The 1452-nt window shown below is 42.4% G+C and carries 1 protein-coding gene and 1 pseudogene; both read right to left on the bottom strand.

The genetic code is table 11. The features are described from left to right. A pseudogene (locus F6K53_RS42190) lies at positions 1 to 628 on the bottom strand (3-hydroxy-3-methylglutaryl-ACP synthase); the annotation flags it as partial. A gap of 4 nt (positions 629 to 632) precedes the next feature. Then, the coding region (locus F6K53_RS42185) for a beta-ketoacyl synthase N-terminal-like domain-containing protein (RefSeq protein WP_293086460.1) at positions 633 to 1452 on the bottom strand (820 nt) is incomplete at its 5' end.

Below are 1452 nucleotides of genomic sequence, written 5' to 3'. Positions count from 1 at the left end.
CTTCTGAGTCTGGGTTAGGTCTACAAGTATCCATGACTTCATAGCCATAGTAACCATTACATCCTACATCAGCTTGGAAAATTTTAGGAACATCACTGACTAAAATAGCTACTGCTCCAGCACCACTGCTTGGTTCCACAAAAGACCAATCTTCGCTGAGAGCTTCTCCTCCCTCTACAACAACAGGCCGAAATATATCAGTTCCTATAACCAAAGCTTTAGCCCCTGGATATGTTTGGGATAAAATCAAATTTAATGCCATCTGTAAACCTGCTGTAGCTGAGTAGCAAGCTTGCTTAATCTCAAACATTCGGCAGTTACGACTCAACCCCAAATAATCATGGATATAAGCGCTCATAGATTTGCTAAAATCAATGCCAGATTCGCTACAAGCTATCACCATTTTGATTTGTTGCTTTTCCAGATCGCTGAGGCTATCAATAATAGGTTTGGCTGCATTAATAGCATAAGAAACTGGATCTTCATAAGGCATAGCGACTGTCTTTTCTTTCATCAGAAGATTGTCGAAGCGAGTCATGTCTAAGTGACGTGCTTCGCCTAGCATTCGCACATCTAGTTTAGCTGAACCCCCATATACATTTAGTGCTTCAATTCCAACTTGTTGCATGAGTTTACTCCTGTCCAATTAATAAAGCTGTATTGATACCCCCAAAACCAAAACTGTTGCTGATAGCATATTTAATCTCAGCTTGAACAGAAGTTTCTTTCACCCAATTGAGACTGGTATCAATAGGATTAACTAAATTTTTAGTTGGATGACAAAAACCAAACTTCATTTGTAATATAGTGGCGATCGCTTCCACTACACCAGCAGCAGTTAAACAGTGACCTATTAAAGATTTTGTTGAATTGAGCAGGCAACGCTGAAGTCCCGCAGATTTTAAAGCTTCCACTTCTGTTTTGTCACCAAGGGGGGAACCAGTACCGTGAGTATTCACATAATCAATGCTCTCTGGCTGAAGGTCTGCCATGGCTAAAGCAGTATTTATAGCCCGTTCTTCCCCTTTTTGGGAAGGTTCGGGACTACGGTTCCCATCTAAAGCCAATCCCCAACCCTTAAGTTGGCCATAGGATTGAGCGCCCCGTTGTTGAGCGCGGTCAGTTCTCTCTAAAATCACTGCTCCACAACCCTCTCCATAAATAAAGCCATCATGGTCTTGATCAAATGGCCGACAAGCATGGTTTGGGCGATCGGCAAAACGTTCACTCCCCATTGCACCTAAATTCATCAGTGCTTGGAATTCATACGCCGATAGATCGGATAAAGCTCCCAGGGCAATGCAAATATCACTGTTCCCCATCAAAATTTGACGGGCAGCATGAATTATAGCAACTGCTCCACTAGCGGAAGCCCCACCTACACTGTAACCCTCACCTTGAATCTGAAAACATTGGGAAATAAAACCCAATATATCTGTATCCCAAAATGTT

The sequence above is a fragment of the Moorena sp. SIO4A1 genome (assembly GCF_010672065.1).
GTDB lineage: Bacteria > Cyanobacteriota > Cyanobacteriia > Cyanobacteriales > Coleofasciculaceae > Moorena.
The sequence above is the reverse complement of the archived record's forward strand: the minus strand, read 5'-3'. Positions and strand labels throughout refer to the sequence as shown.